26 protein-coding genes are annotated in these 22,318 nt (G+C 32.8%); 10 read left to right on the top strand and 16 right to left on the bottom strand.

Annotated elements, in window-relative coordinates; translation table 11 throughout:
• Positions 1–31: 31 nt before the first annotated feature.
• From V1468_RS07690 to V1468_RS07680, 3 genes are all read left to right on the top strand, one after another.
• Positions 32–481: a type I restriction enzyme HsdR N-terminal domain-containing protein gene (locus V1468_RS07690; protein ID WP_331809659.1), complete on the top strand. Its 450-nt coding sequence runs from the start codon at positions 32–34 to the stop codon at positions 479–481.
• Positions 482–1,474, top strand: a complete 993-nt coding sequence (locus tag V1468_RS07685) for a glycosyltransferase family 2 protein (RefSeq protein WP_331809658.1) — start codon at positions 482–484, stop codon at positions 1,472–1,474. It begins immediately after the preceding gene.
• Between the two features lie 105 nt (positions 1,475–1,579).
• Positions 1,580–2,437, top strand: a complete 858-nt coding sequence (locus tag V1468_RS07680) for an OmpA/MotB family protein (RefSeq protein WP_331809657.1) — start codon at positions 1,580–1,582, stop codon at positions 2,435–2,437.
• Between the two features lie 93 nt (positions 2,438–2,530).
• Here V1468_RS07680 and V1468_RS07675 read toward each other — a convergent pair whose 3' ends face one another.
• Genes V1468_RS07675 through V1468_RS07665 form a run of 3 tightly spaced genes read right to left on the bottom strand, consistent with a single transcriptional unit; the run spans position 2,531 to position 5,616 of the window.
• On the bottom strand, positions 2,531–3,613 hold the full coding sequence (locus V1468_RS07675) for an AMP-binding protein (RefSeq protein WP_331809656.1): 1,083 nt from the start codon (positions 3,611–3,613) through the stop codon (positions 2,531–2,533).
• 3 nt (positions 3,614–3,616) lie between these two features.
• On the bottom strand, positions 3,617–4,585 hold the full coding sequence (locus tag V1468_RS07670) for a CPBP family intramembrane glutamic endopeptidase (protein ID WP_331809655.1): 969 nt from the start codon (positions 4,583–4,585) through the stop codon (positions 3,617–3,619).
• Complete coding sequence (locus tag V1468_RS07665) at positions 4,582–5,616, bottom strand: o-succinylbenzoate synthase (protein WP_331809654.1); 1,035 nt, start codon at positions 5,614–5,616, stop codon at positions 4,582–4,584. Before V1468_RS07665 ends, V1468_RS07670 begins: the two co-directional genes overlap by 4 nt.
• Positions 5,617–5,676: 60 nt before the next feature.
• On the opposite strand from V1468_RS07665, the gene V1468_RS07660 reads away from it, so the two are divergent.
• Complete coding sequence (locus V1468_RS07660) at positions 5,677–6,582, top strand: sterol desaturase family protein (RefSeq protein WP_331809653.1); 906 nt, start codon at positions 5,677–5,679, stop codon at positions 6,580–6,582.
• A complete protein-coding gene (locus V1468_RS07655; protein ID WP_331809652.1) occupies positions 6,579–7,370 on the top strand; it encodes an SDR family oxidoreductase in 792 nt (263 codons plus the stop codon). The genes V1468_RS07660 and V1468_RS07655 overlap by 4 nt, the downstream gene beginning before the upstream one ends.
• A gap of 19 nt (positions 7,371–7,389) precedes the next feature.
• Here V1468_RS07655 and V1468_RS07650 read toward each other — a convergent pair whose 3' ends face one another.
• Together V1468_RS07650 and V1468_RS07645 are read right to left on the bottom strand one after the other, a co-directional pair.
• Positions 7,390–8,040 carry a YceI family protein gene (locus V1468_RS07650; RefSeq protein ID WP_331809651.1) on the bottom strand — a complete coding sequence of 217 codons (651 nt, stop codon included), beginning with the start codon at positions 8,038–8,040 and terminating at the stop codon, positions 7,390–7,392.
• A gap of 12 nt (positions 8,041–8,052) precedes the next feature.
• Positions 8,053–9,777 carry a S41 family peptidase gene (locus V1468_RS07645; RefSeq protein ID WP_331809650.1) on the bottom strand — a complete coding sequence of 575 codons (1,725 nt, stop codon included), beginning with the start codon at positions 9,775–9,777 and terminating at the stop codon, positions 8,053–8,055.
• Positions 9,778–9,890: 113 nt separating this feature from the next.
• On the opposite strand from V1468_RS07645, the gene V1468_RS07640 reads away from it, so the two are divergent.
• Positions 9,891–10,739 (top strand): winged helix-turn-helix domain-containing protein, encoded by an 849-nt coding sequence (locus V1468_RS07640; protein WP_331809649.1) that lies wholly within the window; start codon positions 9,891–9,893, stop codon positions 10,737–10,739.
• Between the two features lie 10 nt (positions 10,740–10,749).
• Here the strand turns inward: V1468_RS07640 and V1468_RS07635 are convergent, their stop codons facing one another.
• The 4 genes from V1468_RS07635 to V1468_RS07620 are packed head-to-tail and all read right to left on the bottom strand — an operon-like array spanning position 10,750 to position 13,656.
• Positions 10,750–11,184 carry a hypothetical protein gene (locus V1468_RS07635; protein ID WP_331809648.1) on the bottom strand — a complete coding sequence of 145 codons (435 nt, stop codon included), beginning with the start codon at positions 11,182–11,184 and terminating at the stop codon, positions 10,750–10,752.
• A gap of 3 nt (positions 11,185–11,187) precedes the next feature.
• Positions 11,188–11,865: a metal-dependent hydrolase gene (locus V1468_RS07630; protein ID WP_331809647.1), complete on the bottom strand. Its 678-nt coding sequence runs from the start codon at positions 11,863–11,865 to the stop codon at positions 11,188–11,190.
• Positions 11,866–11,895: 30 nt separating this feature from the next.
• Positions 11,896–12,801, bottom strand: a complete 906-nt coding sequence (gene menA / locus V1468_RS07625) for a 1,4-dihydroxy-2-naphthoate octaprenyltransferase (protein WP_331809646.1) — start codon at positions 12,799–12,801, stop codon at positions 11,896–11,898.
• 15 nt (positions 12,802–12,816) lie between these two features.
• Positions 12,817–13,656 carry a 1,4-dihydroxy-2-naphthoyl-CoA synthase gene (locus V1468_RS07620; protein ID WP_331809645.1) on the bottom strand — a complete coding sequence of 280 codons (840 nt, stop codon included), beginning with the start codon at positions 13,654–13,656 and terminating at the stop codon, positions 12,817–12,819.
• 114 nt (positions 13,657–13,770) lie between these two features.
• On the opposite strand from V1468_RS07620, the gene V1468_RS07615 reads away from it, so the two are divergent.
• Both V1468_RS07615 and V1468_RS07610 read left to right on the top strand, forming a co-directional pair.
• Complete coding sequence (locus tag V1468_RS07615) at positions 13,771–14,178, top strand: hypothetical protein (RefSeq protein ID WP_331809644.1); 408 nt, start codon at positions 13,771–13,773, stop codon at positions 14,176–14,178.
• Between the two features lie 149 nt (positions 14,179–14,327).
• Complete coding sequence (locus V1468_RS07610; protein WP_331809643.1) at positions 14,328–14,756, top strand: hypothetical protein; 429 nt, start codon at positions 14,328–14,330, stop codon at positions 14,754–14,756.
• Here V1468_RS07610 and V1468_RS07605 read toward each other — a convergent pair.
• From V1468_RS07605 to V1468_RS07585, 5 genes are all read right to left on the bottom strand, one after another.
• On the bottom strand, positions 14,748–15,578 hold the full coding sequence (locus V1468_RS07605) for a CvfB family protein (RefSeq protein WP_331809642.1): 831 nt from the start codon (positions 15,576–15,578) through the stop codon (positions 14,748–14,750). The genes V1468_RS07610 and V1468_RS07605 overlap by 9 nt on opposite strands.
• A gap of 105 nt (positions 15,579–15,683) precedes the next feature.
• Positions 15,684–16,022 (bottom strand): DUF2853 family protein, encoded by a 339-nt coding sequence (locus V1468_RS07600; RefSeq protein ID WP_331809641.1) that lies wholly within the window; start codon positions 16,020–16,022, stop codon positions 15,684–15,686.
• A gap of 107 nt (positions 16,023–16,129) precedes the next feature.
• Positions 16,130–17,890, bottom strand: coding sequence for a 2-succinyl-5-enolpyruvyl-6-hydroxy-3-cyclohexene-1-carboxylic-acid synthase (menD, locus tag V1468_RS07595; RefSeq protein WP_331809640.1), 1,761 nt, complete (start codon positions 17,888–17,890; stop codon positions 16,130–16,132).
• Between the two features lie 30 nt (positions 17,891–17,920).
• Positions 17,921–19,036: a chorismate-binding protein gene (locus V1468_RS07590; protein WP_331809639.1), complete on the bottom strand. Its 1,116-nt coding sequence runs from the start codon at positions 19,034–19,036 to the stop codon at positions 17,921–17,923.
• Between the two features lie 3 nt (positions 19,037–19,039).
• Entirely contained in the window at positions 19,040–19,465 is a 426-nt protein-coding gene (locus V1468_RS07585; protein ID WP_331809638.1) for a PaaI family thioesterase, read from the bottom strand.
• Between the two features lie 149 nt (positions 19,466–19,614).
• Here V1468_RS07585 and V1468_RS07580 point away from each other — a divergent pair, with 149 nt between their 5' ends.
• Both V1468_RS07580 and V1468_RS07575 read left to right on the top strand, forming a co-directional pair.
• Positions 19,615–20,253, top strand: a complete 639-nt coding sequence (locus tag V1468_RS07580; RefSeq protein ID WP_331809637.1) for an alpha/beta hydrolase — start codon at positions 19,615–19,617, stop codon at positions 20,251–20,253.
• A 134-nt stretch (positions 20,254–20,387) separates the two neighbouring features.
• Positions 20,388–20,963: a GNAT family N-acetyltransferase gene (locus V1468_RS07575; RefSeq protein ID WP_331809636.1), complete on the top strand. Its 576-nt coding sequence runs from the start codon at positions 20,388–20,390 to the stop codon at positions 20,961–20,963.
• Positions 20,964–21,264: 301 nt separating this feature from the next.
• On the opposite strand, the gene V1468_RS07570 is transcribed toward V1468_RS07575, so the two are convergent.
• The gene (locus V1468_RS07570; protein ID WP_331809635.1) at positions 21,265–21,588 is read right to left on the bottom strand and encodes a YtxH domain-containing protein; all 324 of its coding nucleotides are present in this window, start codon (positions 21,586–21,588) and stop codon (positions 21,265–21,267) included.
• Positions 21,589–21,696: 108 nt separating this feature from the next.
• Positions 21,697–22,215 carry a RidA family protein gene (locus V1468_RS07565; protein WP_331809634.1) on the bottom strand — a complete coding sequence of 173 codons (519 nt, stop codon included), beginning with the start codon at positions 22,213–22,215 and terminating at the stop codon, positions 21,697–21,699.
• Positions 22,216–22,318: the final 103 nt, after the last annotated feature.

Genomic DNA, 22,318 nt, shown 5'->3' with positions numbered 1-22,318 from the left:
TCGAATGATATTATAATTTTAATTTTGTGAAGTGCAAAAACTTAACTTTCCACAGTTTGAATACCGATTCAAAAGTACAGAAAATAAAGTTTCTATTTTTGATGTCATTCGGAAAAAATTTATCATTCTTCAACCAGAGGAATGGGTACGACAGCATTGTGTTCACTATCTAATTAATGAGAAAAATTATCCTAAATCGTTAATTAATGTTGAAAAGGAATTAAACATTAACGGCTTAAAGAAACGCTACGATATTGTTATCTTCAATTCTGACGGTAGCATCCTACTTATAGTTGAATGTAAATCGTATGACATTACCATAAACCAAGATACTTTTGACCAGATTGCACGTTATAATTTAGCGTTAAATGCTGAATTTCTAATGGTTACAAATGGCTTAAATCACTATTATTGTCAAATGGATACTAAAGCCGAACGTTATCAGTTTTTAAGAGATATTCCTAATTATAAAAAGGTATAAATGTACAGCAATAAGGACATCGCAATTGTAATTCTAAACTGGAATGGTAAACCGTTGTTAGAACAGTTTTTACCTTCGGTTTTAAAATATTCTGAAGGTGCTAAAATTTATGTTGCTGATAATGCTTCTACAGATGATTCTGTTGAATTTTTAAAAACTTTGTTTCCTGAGGTTAGTATTATTCAAAATTCTGAAAATGGCGGTTATGCCAAAGGCTACAATGAAGCTCTTCAACATGTTTCAGAACCACTACTTTGCCTTTTAAATAGTGACATTGAAGTTACTGAGAATTGGCTAGATGGAATTCTAACCACTTTCAATTCGGAGGCTAAGCCAGATATCCTTCAACCTAAAATATTAGATTTCAAAAACAAGTCTAAATTTGAATATGCTGGTGCTGCTGGTGGCTTTATAGACAAATATGGGTATCCTTTTTGTAGAGGTCGCATATTTAATAGCATTGAAGAAGATAAAGGCCAATACAATGATATCACAGATATTTTCTGGGCTTCTGGTGCTTGCTTCTTTATAAAGAATGAAGTTTTTAAATCTCTAAAAGGCTTTGATGAAAGCTATTTTGCGCATATGGAAGAGATAGATTTATGTTGGCGCGCCTACAATAGCAATTATAAAACAAAATATGTTGGTACATCTACCGTGTATCATGTTGGTGGTGCAACCCTAAATAATTCTAACCCTAAAAAAACATATTTAAACTTTAGAAATAGTCTAATGACATTAGTTAAAAATACTGACGGTAATGTGTTTTCAAAGGCAATTACGAGAATGCTGTTAGATGGTGTTGCTGGTATTATGTTTTTACTGCAATTAAAGCCTGCTCACTTCATAGCTATTTTAAAAGCCCATGGTTCTTTTTATCTCAATTTGAAGAAGGTTTTAAAGGAACGCAAGAGTCTAAAAAAACGACCTAATTATTACAAAACCTCTTCTATTGTTTGGTCTTATTATATAAAGAAAAAACAAACGTTTTAACTGTTTATAAAACTGTTAAAATTTTTGTTAATCTATGTTCTAGCCTATTTTCTTTTGTATAATTTTGATATGTTAAAATTAACAACTTAAACAATAACGACAATTATGAAAAAACTAATGTTATTAAGTGTTTGCTCAATGGTGTTGCTTGCATCTTGCGTATCGAAGAAAGAATATGCAGCACTTGAAGCTAAACATCAAGAAACACAAGATTTATTAAACAGTGCTACTGTAAAATTAAATAAATGTCTGTCTGATGCTGCTGCAGCTAATGCCAGAGTAGAGACAATGAAAGATCAGTTAGCTGATTTACGTAAGGCGAACCAAGATTTAATTGATACTAAAGGAAACCTAACAACCTTAACACAAAAAGGTGCGGAAAACCTTGAAAAATCATTAGAAAGCTTAAAAGAAAAGGATTTAAAGATCTCTCGTTTACAAGACGCATTAACAAAAAAGGACAGTGTAACACTTGCTATTGTTACCAGCTTAAAGAAAGAGGTTGGTATTAATGACCCAGACATTGAAATCAATGTTGAAAAAGGTGTTGTTTTTATATCTATTGCTGATAAGTTATTATTTAAAAGCGGAAGCTACAATGTAACTGACAGAGCTAAAGAAATCTTAGCTAAAGTAGCTAAGGTAATCAACAGTAAGCCTAATTTTGAAGCTATGGTAGAGTCTCATACAGATAACGTACCATATAGCAAACCACCATTACTAGATAACTGGGACTTAAGTGTAAAACGTGCAACTTCTGTTGTTAGGGTTTTAGAAAGCTTAGAAGTAAACCCTCAGCAATTAATTGCAGCTGGTCGTAGTTACCATGTACCTTTAGTAGCAAATGACACTGCTGAAAACAAAGCAAAAAACAGAAGAACTCGTATAATCGTTCTTCCAAAAATTGATGAATTCTACGAAATGATTGAAGAAGAGATGAAAAATCTTTCTGCTGGAAATTAATTTTTGAACTCACATATTTTAAACTAAAAACCCAATGCGTTTGCATTGGGTTTTTGTTTTATTCTACTTGTATCTACAATAATATAAGTACAACTAACCTAAAACTGATTCTATAGTTTTAGCACGTTGAATTTTACCGTTTACTGTTTCAACAAACTTGTCTGTAATGTAGATGTGTTTAGGGACTTCAAATTTAGTAAGGTCTTTGATGTACCTAATTCTGTTGGCTATACTATCAGCAGAATCTCGAGGATTTTCTACAATTAAAACCAAACGTTCACCAAGTGTTTCATCTTCTTCACCTGCAACAATAAAACGTTCATCAATAGCTGGCTGTAATTTATCCTCTATCTGTTCAGGGAATAACTTAACTCCGCCAGAGTTGATAACATTGTCATAGCGACCTAACAACTGAAAACTAGTTTCGGATTTTAAATCTACAATATCATTAGTTACAAGAGGTTCATCAACTAAATTAGAGGCCTTAATTACCAAACACTGTCTTTCGTCCTGAGAAAACGTTACATTAGGAATAGCATTAAAATACTTCTCGCCTTTAGAAACTTTAGAAGGTAATTGCCTAACTGCAACATGGGTTACAGTTTCTGTCATACCATAAGTTTCAAAAAATCTAGAGTTACAGTCTTTAATTCGCTCTAATAACGGAAGCGTAACTTTAGAACCACCAACTATAATGGTCTTAATATTATAGGTATACTTCAAAGTATGCTTAAGCTGCAACGGAATCATTGCACAGAAGTCATAGTGCTTTTCATAATCAAAAATTGGATGAGCACTTGGCTCAACAAAGTCTATTTCTAACCCTAAAATCATAGCTCTTACCAGCATCATTTTACCAGCAATGTAATGACTTGGCAAACAATCTATTGCTGTGTCACCTGGCTCTAAACCAAAGAAATCTCCAGTAGCAATGGCAGAATTTACCATAGCTTGCTTTTTGAGTTTTATAAGTTTTGGCTTTCCAGTAGAACCCGATGTGTTAACTTTTATATAGTCCTTATCATTTAACCAATCAATCAGAAAATTACCTGTTGCTTTTTCGTGAGGTTCTCCTTCTTTTATTAGACTATATGCTACTTCCTTTAAGTCTTCGTGGTCATAATGCAGACCGTTTAGTTTAAATCTATTATGAACTTTATCGTATTCTGGTGTCATAATTTATTCTCCTATAATTTTGTAATCTTCCTTAGGTGGTTCATCCACATTTCCAAACAATTTTTCTTTCCAATTTTTCCATCCATAAACTTTAGACAATATGAACAAGATTAAAGGAAACATAACAAAAACCGGCATAAAAACATCTCCAAACCCAGCTCTTGTTGGGTCTGATGTATCTTTTAATATAGAATGTGTCTGAAAAGCTGTCCAGTCTGCTGTAACTAATAAGGCTGTAAAAAGATTATTTGCTGCATGAAAACCTAAGGCTAACTCTAGTCCTTCATCCATTAAGGTCATTATGCCCAGAAATAGACCTGTACCAATGTAGTACACCATTATACCATAACCTAACTGATCTACTTCTGGATTTGCAATATGAAGCATTCCAAAAATTACAGATGTTACAATTAATGGCAACCATCTGTTTTTTGCCACGACACCTATGCCTTGCATTAAATATCCTCTAAAGAAATATTCCTCGCAACTGGTCTGTAAGGGTACCAAAGCTATGGCAATAATGCTAAGTATTAAAAATTTATTAAGATCAAAATTTAAAACATAATGCTCTGGAGATACAAAATAGTCTATTAATACTAAACCAGAAGAAATAATTCCCCAAGCAAAAAATATAACCCAAAAACGTTTCCAGTCTATTTTAGGTCTAGATGTGGTTAGTTGTGTTATAGTCATTTTGTGTAAAAACTTATTAACCAGAAAAACACCTACAAGAGCTACGGCAAATGACAATAACATCAATGCCAGATTAAGGTTAGGTTCTAAAAGACTCATTAAAACATTTTCATTAAGCTCAAATAAGTTTAAACCTTTTCTATGAGCCTCAAGTAATGCTGCGATAGTGTATGGTATTTGCCCAGCAATTACAAAAAGGATTACAATTATTACTCCCACAATATAGCGCCAGCCATCGTGCAATCCTTTGTATGCTTGTTGTATATAATTCAATCTCATAATTTAAATTTCCAGTCTGTGTTTAAGTTGTTTTGCAAAGTACCATTTTTTACGGTTAATGGAGAAGTAAAATTATTAGTAAATAAGCTTCCTGTACCCAAGCCTTGAGGCATTGTATTATTTAAGGTATAAGTCCATTGCGCAATGGCATTTAGCCCTACATTACTCTCTAATGCACTAGTTATCCACCATTTTATATTTAAACTTTCTGCAATGTTAATCCATTGTTGGCTTCCGCTAAAACCACCAACTAAGCTTGGTTTTAGAATGATGTATTGCGGTTTTATAGTTTGAAGTACTTTTAATTTAGCTTCTTCAGAAAATACTCCAATCAGCTCTTCATCTAAAGCAATTGGAAGAGGTGTAACTTCGCATAAACTTGCCATTTCTTCATATTGTTTTGCTTTAATTGGCTGTTCAATAGAGTGCAATTGATATTCTGATAATTGCTTTAATTTTTCTAACGCTTCACTCGGTATAAATGCTCCATTAGCATCAACACGCAATTCTATATCTGAAACTGAAAATTCTTTTCGTATAGATTTTAAAATATCTAATTCGGTTTGAAAATCTATAGCTCCAATTTTCATTTTAATACAATCAAAACCAGCTTCAATTTTCTCTTTTATTTGCGTCTTCATAAACGCTTCATCTCCCATCCAAACCAATCCGTTAATAGGAATAGCATCTTGTCCTTTAGTAAACTTAGATGGAAAAAGATTGAATTCAGATTCACTTTCTAAAGATTTGAAAGCTGTTTCTAACCCAAACTGAATACTCGGATATTCTATCATTTCTGCTAATAGCATCTCTAAACCCAAATGAATATTATCGCAAGTCCATTTTAGTTTGTCTTCATAATCTGGTTTATCGTCTATACTCAAACCTCTTAATATACCACACTCACCTATTCCTTCTTTGCCATTAGATATTATAATAATAAACCACGTTTCTTTGGTTGTCATCACACCTCTAGACGTACCACTAGGACGCTTAAAATTGAGTATATATCTATGGTATGTTGCTGTCATAATTCAACTGTAAAAGTAGTTAAATATTTTCGTATTTTAGATGCTCAAATAGACCTATTGATGCCAGATTTTCCGAATATAATTCTTTATGCAATACCGTTTTTCATTTTAGCAATGTTGCTAGAATTATTTGTTACTACAAGAGAACAATTAAAGTATATTAAGGGCTATGAACCTAAAGATGCATTTGCATCTATCGCAATGGGTTTAGGGAATGTTTTTTTAGGGTTTGCAAGCAAAGGTTTGGTTTGGTTAGCTTTGTTTTGGGTATACAGCAACTTTAGGCTATTTACAATTCCACTTGCTTGGTGGGCTTTTGTTCTGCTATTTTTTGCAGATGATTTGGCTTATTATTGGTTTCATAGAATCTCGCACGAGTGTCGCTTATTTTGGGCATCTCATGTGGTGCATCATTCTTCGGAACACTACAATCTAAGTACAGCATTACGACAAACTTGGTCTGGTGGTTTTTATTCCTTTATTTTTTGGTTGTGGCTTCCACTTTTAGGGTTTCATCCTGCTATGATTTTATTGCAAATGTCCATAAGCTTATTGTATCAATTTTGGATTCATACTGAAGCTATCAACAAAATGCCGCGTTGGTTTGAAGCTGTATTTAACACACCATCGCACCATCGTGTACATCATGGTAGTAACCCAATTTATTTAGACCGAAATCATGCTGGAATACTCATTATTTGGGATAAACTCTTTGGCACATTTCAACCAGAATTAGATGAAGAAAAAGTAAAGTATGGGCTTGTAACTAATATTAACACGTACAACCCAATAAAGATTGCCTTTATTGAATGGTGGAACATGCTAAAAGACACTTTTACAGGAAAGAAATCTCTAAAAGATCGTTTTCAATATTTAATTAAACCACCCGGCTGGAAACATGATGGTACCGGAAAATTAAGTGATGATTTACGACAAGAATGGCTGAATTCTAACAAGCAAAAATGACCTTTGAAAACAAAACAATCTGGATTACCGGAGCATCAAGTGGTATTGGTGAAGCCTTAACTTTTCAGTTAGCAAAACAGAATTGTAAACTTATAATTTCCTCTCGACGAGAAACGGTTTTAAATGAGGTAAAAAATAAATGCCAACAACCTGAAAACATCAAAGTCCTCCCTTTAGATTTGGCAGATTACAAATCCTTGCCAACCATTGTAGAAAAAGCCATTAAATTGTTTGGCAAAGTTGATATTCTCATCAATAACGGTGGCATTAGTCATCGTTCTTTGATCATAGATACAGCTATTGAAGTGGATAAAAAGTTGATGGAAATTGATTATTTAGGAACGGTCGCTTTGTCCAAAGCTCTGCTTCCACATTTTATAGCTCAAAAATCTGGTCATTTTGTTACTGTTACCAGTTTAATGGGAAAGTTTAGCTCACCTTACCGCTCGGCATATTGTGGAGCCAAACATGCCCTCCATGGCTTTTTTGATGCCTTACGGTTAGAGCACGATAAAGACAACATAAAAGTTACCATGATTTGCCCTGGTTTTGTAAACACCAACGTTGCTCGCAATGCTTTGACTGGTAATGGTTCTACTCAAAACGAGCAAGATACAGCAACCGAAAACGGCTTAGATGTAGATGTATTTGCCAAACGCATGCTAAAAGCCATTAAAAAAGAAAAGTTTGAAGCTTACATTGGCAAAGGTGAAACCAAAGGTGTTTACCTGAAGCGCTTTTTCCCTAAGCTATTGCATAAGGTTGTTTTGAGAAGTGCTGTTAGATAGTTTCTCATTTTCAATTAAATTAGTTATCAAAATACACCTCGACCTCAAGTTCTACAGCATCCGAAATAGCGTAATCTTTGACCTTTGCAAAACCTTTTGAATTATAATTGATTCCAAACTCTGTTCTGTCTATTTTAAATTTAGTGGAAAGTCTTCGTTCCTCAGGAAAGTAATCTACATTGTACAGCGTTACAAGCTTTGTAACATCTTTAATACTTAGGTTTGCATCTATTTTAAGTCTATTATCATTAACTTTTTCAAAGCTTATAAATTCTAATTTAGATTCTGGGAATTTTTCAACATCAAAAAAGTCTTCATTCTTTAAGTGGTTTACCAAATCTTCACTATAATCTCCATCTGTATTAACAATAGTATTCATATCTACAACAAAACTACCGTCTTTAATTTCATTGTTTTCAAACTCTAGTGAACCTGCTTTAAAATCTACCGTTCCAAAGTGGTTTCCAAAGCTAAAAAGCATAGAACCTTTCCATTTTACAACACTTTTCTCTAAATTAATTGCAATTTTTCCTTCTAAATTTGCTGTACGTTTTTCTGGTATTTCTTCTTTTGACACCAATAAATTTTCGCTGTTTGTGTTTGCTTCATTTTTACAACTAGTAAAAAGGCAAACTGCCATAAAGATTAATAGAATAATTGTTCGTTTCATAATTGATTTATTTTATTGATTTTGAATACGTTTTAAAGCAAATTCCTTAACAGAATCTTGATTATTGAGGTAATCGTTTATAGGTTGTATTACTTCATAATCTGGAAGTATTCCTTTACTATCATCTAGTCCCTTAATAGCTACTTGAGATGTCGTATTTGCTACATAATATTGATACTTTGTATGCTTTAGTCTTAAAACTGTTTGGCCAGCCGTACAAAAGTGATTAGAACCTAATTCTTCACCTATAACAGTACCAAGATTGTAGTATTTTGCCATTGCCATAAAGTGACCTGTAGTGGAATTGCCATTGCCATCAATTAAAAAATACAGTCTTCCTTTGTAAGTTTTCTTAAAGGGTTGATGTATAATTTCTTCTGTTTCTGCATCTATATTTAAGAAGTATGCAAATGGTTTGTCGATTAAGTATTTTAGTAAGTGAATACTTGATTCTGCTGAGCCTCCACCATTAAAGCGCAAGTCTATAATGAGGTTTTCAGTCTTATTTTGGTTTATTTTTTGAAAACTATCATCAATAAAATTTTCAAACTCGCTAAGGTTGTTCCAAGAGTAATAATTAAAGCTCGAAATGGTTAATATAGCAGTTTTATTATCCTTAAAATCGAGACATAGGTTATCTGGACAAGGTTTGGTAAAAGGTTCTTTAAAACTTGGATAAGCATCTAAAGCATTTAAGATAACTGGTGCTTTTTGTCCTTTTATTTGAATTGAAAAGCGTTTTGGAAAATTCAACGCATACGGAATCATGGCTGTTGCCCAATAATTAAATTTATGACGTTTATAAGTCTCTATATGTCCTTGAGATGGAATATGCTTGTAAATTTCTGAAACAATATCCTCAACTGGCAATCCGTTAATTTTAGTTATTTCATCTTTTACAGCAATCTTATTGGCATTGGTACAAGCATCAATGACATACAGTCGTTCATTAATCCATCTTACATCTAAAGGAAACAACAATTGTATTGGCATAGCATCCCAATCTTGCGAGAAATTGTTAGATGTATGCGAACAGTTGATACTAGAAATAATCTCATGACAATGCCAAGAAAACTCAGCATAGGTCGTGTTTTCGTTTATGGCTGCTTTCTTTTCGTTTACAATTTTCCAAAAATTGGATTTAGAAATAAATTTTAATGCATTGGGATGAACCTCTAATAACTTATTAGCCAATTGATCTAAATCGGCTTTGTAATCTTCAACAGGAAATATTTTTGCAAATTTTTCTGAAGGTGTTATTGTTTTTTTATTTGGAAAATTAATGCTAGCTATCATATCCTCAGCATTAAAGTTATCTGGATTCATTGCTAAGGATTTTTTATAATTTTTAATGGCTAAATCCATTTCACCCAGTTTAAAATATGCCTCACCCAAACTATCGTAAGCGTTATACCAATCAGGAAATTGCTCTACAATCAACTTAAAAACCTCTAAAGCTTCATCTGGTTTATTGTCCCAAAGCAATCCGTAACCATACATTGTAATTTCGTCCTTGTTTTCAAAATTGTAGGCATCAGATTCTTTACGTTTTAGAGTTCTATATAGTTCTATTCTTTCGTTAATCGTTAGATCTGCATTCTCTTTTAAAACCAGACTTATCGACTGCTGAGATGTGTTATTATTTTGAATTTGAACATCGTTAGATAAGGCATCACTTTTTGAGTTCTTACACCCAAGAAGAGATATTAATAATAAGATGATAAGACATTTTTTCATTTCTAAGATTTTATCCAAAACTAGATGGTTAGCGCTCAGAAAGTGTCAAAAAAGTGTAAAAGAAATGTGAAGCCTTGTAAAAAGTGATTAAAATGCTGTTCTTTACATAGCTTATGAAAAAACACTGTTGCTTTAATCTATTATTAGTAGTTGCTATTGTACTAACCTCTTGTGCTTCTAAAATGCAAGAGACTAATTCTGATGCAATAAAAGTAGCTATTAGAGCTGTTGGTCATGAGCTACTTTTGGCGCAAAATGATTCTACATCTTTAGTTTTACCTATTGAAAAAGTTGACGCAAGAACTTATAAACTTCAATTTCAAAAAGAATTGTCTATTGAGCCTGGATTTTTAACAGAGACTATAACCCGAAACTTTAAAACTGCTGAATTATCTTCAAATTACATTATTGAAGTTGTACAGTGTAGCGATGACCAAATTGCTTATAGCTACCAAATGAAGCACAAAAAGGATAATGAAATTGTTCCTTGTGGTGGTCGCGTTTTACCAAAGTCTTGTTATTTATTATTGGTAAAATTTCAAAAGAACAATAAGACTGGTTTATCGCTTTGGATTTCTGTTGCATTACTACTCGTTTCAATTTTGATAGTTCTATTCATTTTAAAACGAAGAACCGTTTTAAAACGAAAGGAAGAAGACAACGATGATAGAATAAAATTAGGAGGCTTTATCTTTTACCCAGAACAACATAAGCTCGTAAAACAAGCTTTGGAAATAAGCCTTTCTAAAAAAGAATGTGAAATCCTTGAAATCTTCTCTGAAAAGCCAAATGAAATTATTTCCAGAGAAGAACTTACAAAACGTATTTGGGAAGATAATGGTGTTGTTGTAGGAAGAAGTTTAGACACTTACATCTCTAAACTTCGCAAAAAACTACAAGACGATCCAAATATTAAGTTAACAAATGTGCATGGTATTGGATATAAGTTGGAAGTATCTTAGAATAACTTTTCTAATTAGCAATGTCTAAAACATCTTTTTTCTCTCTTCCATTTTTTGTTAACCTATACAATTCATATACAAAGTAAGCACCCATAAAACAAGCTGCTAACCTATCTTTATTCCACAGATGATAAATAGCAATACCCAATAATATAGGTGGCAAGAATCTAAATAATTTAGTGATAAACTTGAACCAAACCTTTACTTTTTTAGGAAGAATTGACTTTAATTGTACTGAAAAATAATCAAAAACTACATTAAGAAGTTGAACTACTGAGTAAAGTAATAAAAGGAAAAAAACACCAATAATTAACGTACTGATTGCCTCTCCACCATCAATGTATAACTTATAAAGGAAGTCTATTGAAAAATATATGACTCCTAAAAAAAGAATTGGTCTAAATGCCTTTTTCCAAATAACAAATAAGAATTCTTTCCTTGTCATTTTTTACAACTCTACACTCTCACCGATACCTAAAAGCATTAAATCCTTATCCTTCTCAAAGAATTTGCGCTTGGCTTCATCATGGTCTATTTCTATATAACCAAAGGTATCAAAGTGATAACCTAATACTTTATCGCACTCTACAAAGTCGCTTGCTAAGATTGCATCCTCAACTCCCATTGTAAAGTTATCTCCAATTGGTAAAATAGCCAAATCAAGTTTTGTACGTAGTGGAATTAACTTCATATCCATAGTTAATGCAGTATCACCAGCTATGTATATATTTTTGTGCTCTCCTTCTATAATGAAACCGCCTGGTTGTCCACCGTATTTTCCATCAGGAAAAGATGATGTATGTATGGCGTTAACATATTTTACATTACCAAACTCAAAATCCCAAGAGCCACCATGATTCATTGGGTGACCTTCAAAACCCAAGTTTTGGTAATGAGTTACAATTTCAAAATTAGAAACGATGACTGCACCTGTTCGTTTTGCTATAGCTTCAACATCTAAAATATGGTCTTGATGTGCGTGTGTTAATAGGATATAATCGGCTTTAATCTGCTCTATATCAACTTCGGACGCTTTTTCGTTTCCTGTAATAAAAGGATCAACTAAAATATGGATATCTTTAATTTGTATGCCTAATGTAGCATGACCGTAAAATGTTATTTTCATTGCTTAATTAATTTTAATATGTCACTAAAATTAATATAAAATATAACCAACACCTAACAGGATTGAAAAAAGAAACGTTGATAATGCCAGCACTTTTAGTTGTCCATCAAAATCACTTGGCACTTTTGCTTTTTTAATTTTTTTAAGATGTACGATTAAAGGTAAAAATGCAATTAGATATAAAAAATTATATGGTGCAACATAATATAATATAGAATATACAACTGTAATTAACATTGCTCCAATAATCAAAATATAATGATAGATTTTAGCTTTTTTAATACCTAATTTTACTGCCAAAGTAACTTTTCCTACTTTTTTATCTTCATCCAAATCTCTCATATTATTAAGATTTAGAACACCGACACTAAGACAACCTAAAACAATTGAAGGCAAAATAACCAGGTGATTTATTGTGTGTACATACAGTACATAACTGCCTATAGTACTTACTAAACCAAAAAATATAAAAACGAAAACATCTCCTAAAGCTCTGTAACCGTAAGGTGAATCTCCCATTGTGTAGTTTAAAGCTGCATAGACAGACAGACCACCTAAAAACACAAAAAGCAATAAAAATAAAAAATTAGCTGGGCCAAAAGCCGCCATAATCAAAGATAGCGTAAGTATAATTACAACAACTATATTAAACTTTATAGCATCTAACATTTCGTCTGGAGTAATAACACCGCTTTGTATAGCTCTTTTAGGCCCTACTCTATCATCGTTATCTGTCCCTTTTGTTCCATCTCCATAGTCATTTGCCAAATTAGAAAGTATCTGAAGACTTATAGTTGTTAAAATCGCTAATACCAAAACCCACCAACTAAAACGACCGTTATATACGGCGAAGCATGTTCCTAAAATAATTCCAGAAACAGAAAGTGGTAAAGTTCTGAGCCTCATGGCAGATAGCCATGGTTTAATTTTTTTCATCTATGCCACTCTAATTTATGGAATCCATTTTTTAGGGAAGTTCGGTTTTCTCTTTTCAAGGAAAGCATCACGTCCTTCTTTTGCTTCATCTGTCATATAGGCCAAACGTGTAGCTTCACCAGCAAACACTTGCTGACCTACCATACCATCATCAGTAAGATTCATTGCAAATTTTAGCATTTTTATTGAAGTTGGTGATTTTGCTAAAATCTCTTGTGCCCACTCATAAGCTGTTTGCTCTAAATCCGCATGCGGAATAACAGCATTTACCATTCCCATTTCATAGGCTTCTTGAGCTGAATAATTTCTACCTAGAAAGAAGATTTCTCTAGCTTTTTTCTGACCTACCATTTTTGCTAAATAAGCAGATCCATAACCACCATCAAAACTCGTAACATCAGCATCCGTTTGTTTAAAAATAGCATGTTCTTTACTAGCTAGAGTTAAGTCGCATACCACATGCAAACTATGTCCACCACCAACAGCCCAACCAGGCACAACAGCAATAACAGCTTTAGGCATAAAACGTATAAGACGTTGTACTTCTAAAATATTTAATCTGTGGTAACCGTCATCGCCTACATATCCTTGATGACCTCTTGCTTTTTGATCTCCACCAGAGCAAAAACTCCATATTCCATCCTTTGATGATGGACCTTCAGCACTTAGTAAAACAACACCAATGTTTACATCTTCATTGGCATCATAAAAAGCATCATAAAGCTCTGATGTAGTCTTTGGACGAAAGGCATTTCTTACATCTGGACGGTTAAAGGCAATTCTTGCAACTCCATTGCATTTATGATATGTTATATCTTCATAAGATTTGGCAACTTTCCAATCTATAGAACTCATAATTCTCAGTGTTTAGTCAGCAAAAATAAGGAATTAATAATAATGAATTACGCATATTTTATGTTTGATTTTATTAGAGTCACATACTATATTTGCGGTTGATTTTCTATTATTATGATTACATCCCCTAGGATTAATAATGTAAATTTCGTAAGTAAGAAATTAAAGTTAGGTGAGCTCCGTTATAACGACAAATATATGGTTGTGGTTTTTAACGAGGGAATAGATGTTAACTTCGATAATTTTGGTGAAATTACAGATATTATCAAATCTCAATATGGAACCAGACCTTTTGGGTTTATTTCTAACAGAATAAACTCATACTCTATTGACCTTTCGGACGCTAATAAGTTTAACAAAATGTTTCCAAATGTTAAAGCTTACGCAGTTGTAGCTCACAACTCTATTACAGAACGAATATTTGAAATTGAAGAACGCTTCTTTACATTCAATAGAAAATCTTTCAGAAACATTGATGATGCTATTGACTGGGTCGAATTTACACTTTCAACCAGTAAATAAACTGCAATTATAAAAATCCAAAACGTATTCCAAAACGTATAACTTTTTGTTTTTCATTTATTTAAGTGACTTAAATGAAAAACATGTGTCTAAATATAGCTTAGAGTTTTTAAAACTTAACGCATTAGCTATAATTAAAGTTTGAAGATATGGGAATAGAACACACTGAGTTAGCATCAAAAATTATAAATCAAACATCTACAGAGTTTGGAGTTACTCACTTTTTTAAAGATATCGCAGTTATTGAATTTAATGAAGGTACTCATATAGATTTAAAGGCTGTAAACCCTACATTAAAATCTATAAAGAAACATTACGGAAATTATAAACCATTTGGAATTATTGCCAATAGAGTTAATTCTTATTCTATCTCTTTATTAGATCTAAAAAAAGCAAGGCAAAAGTTACCAAATTTAGCAGCATATGGTATTGTTAGTTATACTGATGCTACACGCATGAATGCTGAAATAGAAAGTAGTTTTTGCCAATGGAAAGACATCTGCTTTGACAATCTTTACGAAGGCTTAACGTCTATTCAACAAAGAATTGAAAACGGATTAAAAGATAGATTAAACTAGCCTTATTCCATTTTCTTCAATTGTTATTAGCCTGTCTTTATAAAGCGAACCTACTGCTTTTTTAAAAGCCTTTTTACTCATCTGTAATTGCTCTTTTATCTCTTCTGGACTAGACTTGTCGTGCAATGGTAAAAAGCCACTATTGTCTTTTAATTCATTAAGAATAAACTCAGAATTAGGCTCTATATTTCTATAACCTATCTGACTTAGAGATATATCTAACTTATTATCATGTCGTACTTTCTTAACTATTCCCTTAAGTCTGTCTCCTACACTTATATCTTTATATATATCATCTTTAAATACTAAGCCTAAGTGTTTTTTGTTAACGATAACATTCATACCTATTTCTGATGGATGCGATACGATTAAATCTACCTCATCAAACTGTTGAACCGTGAGTTCTTTATTATCCAAAAATCGGTTTGTTTTACTTGAAGCTACCAAACGTTCTGTTTCTTCATCTAAGTAACAATACACTAGGTACCAACCACCTGCTTTCATTTTAAAAGCTTGTTCTTTGAAAGGGCAGAACAATTCCTTTACCAAACCCCAATCTAAAAAAGCACCAAATTTTGTAACCTCATTACAACGCAGCAACGCAAAGTCTCCCTTTTTCACAAAAGGCTTATCTGTTGTAGCAACAGGTCTTTCTTCATTATCCAAATACACAAAAACTTCAATCTTATCACCAATTTCAAATGCTTCTGGGACATATCTATTTGGTAATAACACTTCTCCATCTTCACCATCACCAAGAAATAATCCTGGTTCTGTATCTCTTAATATTTCTAATGTATTGTATTCTCCTAAATGTATCATGCTGCAAAGGTAGAAATAAGTTGCATGAGAAAAGTAGAAAGTTTCAGAAATAAAAAAGACCTTTCTCAAAAAAAAAGGCCTTTAATTCTTATATACTAAAATCTCCTAGTAAACTGAAGCTTTATTAAAATGAGTACATAGTAAATAATATACTACAGCTCTATATTTGTTTCTATTAGACTGACCGTATGTATCCATTACAGATGCGATTGCACCATCTAAATCATCACTTTCACTAAGACCTAATTTTTTAATTAAGTAATTGTTCTTCACAGTTGCTAATTCGCTTTCGTCAGAACCTGAAACAGTTGAAGAATCTGCATTGTAAATTGAAGGTCCTAAACCTACAGTCACTTTAGTTAATAGATCCATATCAGGATTTACACCACATTTGTCTTTTAAATCAGCTGCGTACTTTGCGATTAATTCGTCTCTTTTACTCATTTTTTCTATTTGTTTTAGGTTAAATAAATTGTCTCACTAAAGGTAAGTATTTTTTAGACACCTAAAAAGCAGAGAAGTCACATCTTATTGATAATTAAACATTAAAATTACTTTATAAACTTAAAATAATTTAAAAGTACCTCATCATTAATAGTAGATGGCGTAAAAATTTCTAAAAGTTTTGGTTGTTTTGAAACATTATAAAACTTATCTAACTCTTTATTTAAAGTTTCTTCATCTGTTGCTTTAGAATATTCAAAACCATACATCTCGCACAGTTGCTTAGCGGTTAAATGATGTTTAGTTTCAAAGTATGTATCAAAGTTTTCAGTATTCTTATGACCCGGTAAAATCCTAAAAATACCACCACCTTCATTATTAAGTACAATAATTCTGAAGTTTTTAGGAATGTAATTATTCCAAAGTGCATTACTGTCATAGAAGAAACTTAAATCTCCCGTTACAAAGGTTGTACGTTGTTTATTTGCCACTGCAGCACCAACTGCTGTACTCGTACTACCATCTATACCACTTGTGCCTCTGTTACAAAAAACAGTAATATCTTTTCTTAATTGAAATAATTGTGTGTAGCGTATTGCAGAGCTATTGCCGACTTGCAAATGGCTTTGCTTCGGAATACTTTTAAGTAAAATATTAAAAACTGTAAAATCTGAATATGGAATAGTCTTTAAATAGTCATCATGAAGCTTTCTACGCTTTTGTCTCAATTTTAACCAGGTTGCTTTATAATCACTTTTAGTATGATGTGTTACTTGTGGTAAAAAAGTTTTTAAAAACGTATTGGGAGTAAGCTTAATGTGTTTGTCTAAACAGAAAAAGGTGTCATTTGCCTTAAACAAATCTACATGCCAATGATCTTCTGGTTTGTATTGCCTTAGAAAAGCTTTAATCTTTTTAGAAACTATCATACCACCAAAAGTTAAAAGTATATCTGGCTGCAATGATTGAAACGCTTCCTCATCAAGCGGAGCAATCATTTTATCTATTCCAGGAAAAAAATCAGGATGATGCAAATTTGATGTGGTCTCCGTAAAAACCAAAATACTATCATCATCTGATAACTCCTGCAACCATTGTTCTTCTATAGAATTTGGTTGCAATACACCTACCAGAATCATTTTCCGTTTTGCCGAATGCCAGACATCTAATAGACTTTTTATTTCAAACTCATCTATCTTCTCTGTACGATCTGCTATACTGAATGGTTTAGGATTTATGCTTAGCTCATCTACAGTTTCATAAAGTGGTTCATCAAAAGGAATATTAATATGAACTGGACCTGACTTTAATCTTGCAACGGTTATAGCATCATGTATTTCAGACTCGTTAAACGATTGTATGTCTTTTTGAAGACCTAAGAAACGTTCTAGCTTATTCTCAATGCTTCGCATTATTGGTAACTCATCATCTGTAGATTTATGTTCTTTATCTTTTAAATCTAATTTTAGGTTAGTGCTATATAATACGTGTTCTCCATAAACATTTTTCTGTTTTATGGTTTGTCCATCTCCAACATCTATCAAATGTTTTGGTCTGTCTGCCGATAAAACTAGTAATGGGATATTACTGTAATACGCCTCTGAAATCGCAGGATAATAATTAAGCAACGCACTACCAGACGTACATACTAAAGCTACTGGTTCTTGTATTTGCTGTGCAATACCAAGCGCAAAAAAAGCAGCACAACGTTCATCTACAATACTGTAGCAGTTAAAAAAATCATCGTGTGTAAAACCTATAGTTAGTGGTGCATTTCTGCTTCCTGGCGAAATAATTATATGCTTAACATTATGCGTTTTGCATAGTGTAACTACCGTTTGGGATAAGGGAATTTTAGAGTATTTCATCAAAAAACAAAGATAAGGATTCTCTTAGTTTTAACTTAAAACGTTAACGATTGTTTTAGTTTTATTTACGGTTTCTTCCCATTCGTTTTGTGGAACTGAGTCTTTAGTAATTCCTCCACCTACATAAATCACTGCTTTTTCATCCTTTAATTGCATACAACGCAGATTGACATAGAAATTAGAATGCCTCCTTACTACAGCATAGGCATTATTCTCTACATTACGTCTGTTGGTGTTTCTGGTTTTAGACGTTTTTAAATTCAATTCGCCTAAAAATCCTGTATAATACTCGCGTCTATAATTTTCATTTTTAAGAATGAATTGTTTAGACGCTTCCTTCGGAAAACCGCAAACTGCAGGTGTAGGATGTAAGGCTTCTATAACAGATTTTAAGCTACTTTCTACTTTTATTCTGCTTCGTATATAAGTCTTTAAATGCAAGAGATTTCCTGCTCTTACAGTTTCAACTTCAGAAATTTTTATATCACTTGTATGAGGCTCTATCTGTTTTGTGATATAATCGGTTACAATTTGTTGCTCCTCATATTCTTTATTTGTCCATGAGACTTCGTCTTTTTCTGAATAAGGCTTTGTTCCTGCTAAAGAAATTGTAGTGAGTTGTTTACCTTCAACTTTAAATAATAACTCTGGTGTTGCGCCTAACCACAATCCTACCTTTGGGTGATACCAACAATATACCATCGCATTTTTGTAGGTATTAAAAAGGCGTTTAAAAATGATAAGTGGATTTGTGTTTTCTATATCTTTTTCAACCTTACGAGATAAAACGACTTTAGATAACTCCCCTTTCCTTATAGTATCTATCCCTTTTGTAACGAGCTGCACATGCTGTTCCTTACCATAGTTCTCAATAGTTGTAGTTTTAAAATCTTCATCTAAATCTAAATTAGAGATTTCTAAAGTTAGATGCTCACATTCAGTTTCAGGAAGTAATATGCTTTTATCATTTAAATCAAAAGGTGCAAACACAAAACCACTTTCTATAAAGTCTAATGTGGTATGCAACATATCGTCTTTTTGTAGCCAGCACTTAATGATTGAATTAATTGCTCTGCTGTATACAACAAAAGGTAGTTGGTTTTGGTATTGACGCTCTAAAGTTTCAAAAAAAGAATCTTGAGTCATCTATTACTTTTTAAGTGGTAATGAAATGGTAGACAATCGACAAATAGAGATTAAATTATCCTTTTCGTCAGTTACTCTAATGTCTAACAACTGTGTGGTACGACCCTTGTGCAAAAATGTGGCTTTAGCATACACATAGCCTTCTTTCACACTCTTTAGATGGTTAGCCGTAATTTCTAAACCTCTAACAAAATATTCCTCTAAATCTATAAATATGTGAGATGCAAAACTCCCAACGCTCTCTGCCAATGCTGCAGTTGCACCACCATGCAACACACCATCTGGTTGATGTACTTTTGGAGTTACTGGCATTCTGGCTACCAAAAAATCTTCACCATAATCTATCATCTCTATGTCTAGCGTTTCCATTAACGTATTTTTTGAAACTTCATTGGCTTTTGCCAAGACCATTTCCTTAGATAATTGCATATAAAAAGTTTAATTTTACTCGATAATCGAGTTTTAAATTCTCCGATATTAACGTCGAAATGTTTAAAATTGTATCCTTTGAATACCTCGTAGATTAGCCACGAGATCGTTAATCATTTAACACAAAAATACTGAAACTACCAAGAATAATGAATTCAGAAGAAAAAGAAATCACATATACAACGTGCAACTCCTACTCTACTCTAAACACACTTACAGAACGCACTAAAAATGTGTGGTTTGTATGCCATGGTATGGGTTACTTAAGTCGTTACTTTTTGCGTTATTTTAAACATCTAAATGCTGAAGAAAACTATATTATAGCTCCACAAGCTCCTAGCAAATATTACATACAACCAAAAATGCATGTTGGTGCTAATTGGCTAACAAGAGACAATACGGAAAGTGGCATGCAGAACATTCTCAACTATTTTGATGCTGTTTTTGAAGCTGAAACTATTCCTGAAGATGTCAACTTTATCGTATTAGGTTACTCACAAGGTGTGAGTGTGGCAATGCGTTATTTGGCAAAACGACAATTACAATGCTCACAATTGGTATTACATTCTGGTGGCATCCCTAAGGAATTAACTACCAAAGACTTTGAGTATCTTTCTGAAGACACCAAAGTAAAACTTATTTATGGTACAGAAGATGAATATTTAGATGCCGAACGTTTAGCGCAAGAGAGACAACGTGCTGAAGAACTCTTTGGTGAAAAACTAACTATTCTTCCTTTTGAAGGAAAGCATGTGGTTAATGTAAATTATATTAATGATTTGGTTTAATGATAACGTCACTTCGAGTGATTCTGAAGGATGAAGAATTGTATCTGTTTCGACTGCGCTCAACATGACATAAAACACTCGAACTGACGATATAATGAATTAAAAAAAATCCCAATTTTAATGGGAAGTAACGTATGACAGCACCAACCCTAGAAAACAGCCGTGTAAAACTAAGTCTGCTAGACTTAAGTAATTACAAACACTTAGAAACTATTGCTCAGCAAAAAGACCTCATCTACTACTCGCCTTCTGATATTTCTACATCAGAAAAGCTAAGAGATTATGTGCAATTGGCTGTTGATGGCTACTATCATAAAATTGTTATTCCGTTTATTGTATTTGATAAAGCCACACAAACCTATGCTGGCTCAACTCGTTTTGGACTCATCAACTGGAAAAACAAACTACTTCACATTGGTTGGACATGGATTGGGCACGAATTTCAAGGCACTGGACTGAATGTAAATATGAAATTTTTAATGCTTCAGTATGCATTTGAATCACTTGAATTTGAAAAAGTAGAATTCAGGATAGATGATAGGAACAACAAATCGAGACGTGCTGTAGAAAAACTTGGTGCTACCTTAGAAGGGATTTTACGTAGAGATGTCCCTATGAAGGATGGCTACAGACGTAATACCTGCTGTTATGGTATTTTAAAAGAAGAATGGCCAGGTATAAAAGCGGAATTGCTTAAAATTATTGGTTAATGGTATCGTCACTTCGAGTGATTCTGAAATTATCGAAATCAAAATATATTTTGATTGAAGATACCTAAGCGAAGCTTAAATAATTGTATCGAAAAGTTTTGTTTATCGGTTCTCGATACAAATTTTATTCCTTTCACTCATAAAATTCACTGGAACTGACGGAAATAACATAAGTTGTCAATCTGAACTTGTTTCAGATTCTGAAATAAATTCAGAATGACAAATTCAATTAAAAGATTGCCACGCTACGCTTGCAATGACTGAAAATAAAAAAGCCACAACTACATTGTGGCTTATATTACTAACTTGTTTGCTGTAAGGTCTTATTCTTTTCTTTTAGGATAGCCAATTGCTTTTCTAAAAAGGTAATGGCTTCTTCTGTTTTGTAACTCGCTTTAGAAGCAAAGTCTTTCATGTCTTCTTTAAACTTGTCTTTACCAGATTTTGCAGCTTTAGACAAATCTTCTTTTACCTCTGTAAAATCATCTACAAATTTGTCTTTTATCTCCTTGCCTTCTTTTTTAAGATGATCTCTGGTAACACTGCCTTTATCTGGTGCTAATAACACACCTGCTGCTGCACCAATTAATGCTCCTAATACTAATACTCCTTTATACTGAATCATAATTTTTCTTTTTTAAGTTAAACCTCGTTTTACTTATTTGTAGTAAAATCTTGTGTTTTGTTACAAACAAATTCAGTGCCAAAGGTTTGAAGCTAAAAATTTGAAACGCTATTCCGATTTATAAACTTCCAATTCTATTTCTACCATAAACTCAGGAAGTGCCAAACCCTTTACTTCTAGCCAAGAACCTGTAGGAAAACCATTTTTATATACTTCAGCTCTGTAGGCAGATTTTTCGAGCATAGAAGCCATGTCAGTAGTAAAAATATCTTCTTTAATGACATCATCAAAAGTACAGCCAAAGTGCTTCAATATTTTTTCTAAGTCTGCATAACAGTTTTTCATTTGTTGCTCAATATCACCAACAGCAGTTGGGTTACCTTCATCATCCATACTTACCGCTCCAGATATTTTAATTTCATTTCCAATTTTTACTGCGTGAGAATAGCCATATGCTTTTTCTACATCTGGTCGTAACAGAAAATACTCAGGCTTTTCAGCTTTAATGATAACTTCTTTTTCTACGTCTTTAATGTCTTCCTTAGGTTGTTGTTTACAACTTTGAAACCCTAGAACTAATGCAAAAAGCATTACGAACAAAATTTTTTGGTTGTTAAGATATTTCATAATCTTGATGGTTTAGTGATTAATTAATTTGGTTTCGTTTTATGGCATTTTTAGGGAGAGGATTTTGTATGGCGCTATCGGTTCGTATAACCGTCAGTTACGG

The sequence above is a fragment of the Winogradskyella poriferorum genome (assembly GCF_036553625.1).
Classification (GTDB): Bacteria; Bacteroidota; Bacteroidia; order Flavobacteriales; family Flavobacteriaceae; genus Winogradskyella; species Winogradskyella poriferorum.
Note: the sequence above shows the minus strand (reverse complement) of the source record. Positions and strands in the feature narration are given on the sequence as shown.